The organism is Vibrio sp. Vb1554 (assembly GCF_033344235.1).
Genome location: NZ_JAWPOJ010000145.1, coordinates 1 through 1,566 on the forward strand (window position 1 = coordinate 1; position 1,566 = coordinate 1,566).

Annotated in this window: 2 protein-coding genes; both read right to left on the reverse strand. The window is 44.6% G+C overall.

Going from position 1 to position 1,566, the window contains the following annotated elements:
- On the reverse strand, positions 1–834 hold an 834-nt coding region (locus tag R8N28_RS24420), incomplete at its 3' end, for an endonuclease/exonuclease/phosphatase family protein (protein ID WP_412079928.1).
- 249 nt (positions 835–1,083) lie between these two features.
- The coding region (gene miaE, locus R8N28_RS24425; protein WP_318183572.1) for a tRNA isopentenyl-2-thiomethyl-A-37 hydroxylase MiaE at positions 1,084–1,566 on the reverse strand (483 nt) is incomplete at its 5' end.

Genomic DNA, 1,566 nt, shown 5'->3' on the forward strand with positions numbered 1-1,566 from the left:
AGCGAAGCAATCGGTACCCGAACAATCTGGGAACACGTATTGTGCCTCGTTGACGATAGGGTAACGGCTCACAATGATTACGCCTCCGTCGTAAACGTTAAAGCCTTCTTTATTCAACATTTTCGTTTGATATGGGTACTCTTTTGCAAGCTCACGTAAAAATGCATCACGACCACTAGCAAAAACCTCTTGCAATGCCAGTACGTCATAGCCTTTTACGTAATCGGGGATTAACTCGTAACGCTCACCAATATGCGACGCAATCGCAGGCAAGGCCCAAATGTTGTAAGTCATCAGTTTGAGGTTTTGCTCGTTGTCATCGACGGCTTCAGCTACTTTGCTTGGTGTGACGGTGTAGTACAAATCGTCATAACGCGCGGTGCTATCCGATTTAAACGCTAGCTCTGCACTGCGAGAGCCAAACGCCTCGGTATGTGAACGATAAATCGTGCGATCGTCTTTTAATGCCAAGTTCACGTCGGCGGCTGACAAACCGTATTCAATGGTCGAGTTGTACCAATGTCCTTCCATGACTTGGTGGAGTGTAATGCTTTCACCTTGCGGGTTAGATACGACAGTTTCAAAGCGATAGTTCTGACCCGATTTCACTCCTTCCCACCGATTAAAACTCAGTACGGGCTTTGTTTCCCAAGGGCCTAATACTTCTACGTGTTGCTGCCATTCTTCTCCGTATTGCAGCAAATCACTGCCATTGTGTTTGACCTGAATGGTTAATGGTTGGTCTGAGTTATTGGTGAGGTATACGTCCGTATCAGCCAAGCTCGGCAATGCTACTAAAGTGCTCAGCAAAAGACTCCACTGCGAAAATTTCATCTTGTTTATCCATGATTTGTGTTAGAGCAATCATTCTTATTTATAAATGTTACTCGAGCGTTAAAGATGGATGACAGCTTATGGTTCGATGAAAATAGTTCGCTACTTGTGACCTTGGTTCTAACTGAGTTGTAAACAAAATGAAGTTACAGGCGCGGTTTATACAGACGGAGAGGTAGGTTGAAATGGTGAGATTTAAAACAAAAAAGCCAGACTCACATCTGGCTTTTTAGTGACGGTTTAGCACGGCTAAGCAGGTATACCACTGTGGAACTTGAAGTCTTCGTCGGGGGTTGAAATCAGCTCAGCTTCGATACGACCGAAGTATGCAATACGCTCGCTGATATCTTTGCCTGTAATCTGCTCAGCCAGTACAAAGTAGTCTTGATAATGGCGTGCTTCAGAGCGGAGTAGGGAAACATAAAACTTCGCAATGTCTTCATCCATGTGCGGCGCAAGTTTAGCGAAACGTTCACATGAGCGAGCTTCGATGTAAGCGCCGATAATGAGTTTATCGATAAGCGTTTCGGGCTCATGAGTCTTCATGTGTGAAATCAGCGTTTTTGCGTAGCGGCTTGCGGGAATGTTTTTGTATTCCACGCCACGGCTCTCCATGATTTCCAGTACTTGATAGAAGTGATGTAATTCTTCTTTGATCAAGAGAACCATTTTATCGATCAGATCTTGGCTATACGGCGAATCCGATTTTGCCATGATGGCTTTCGAAATATT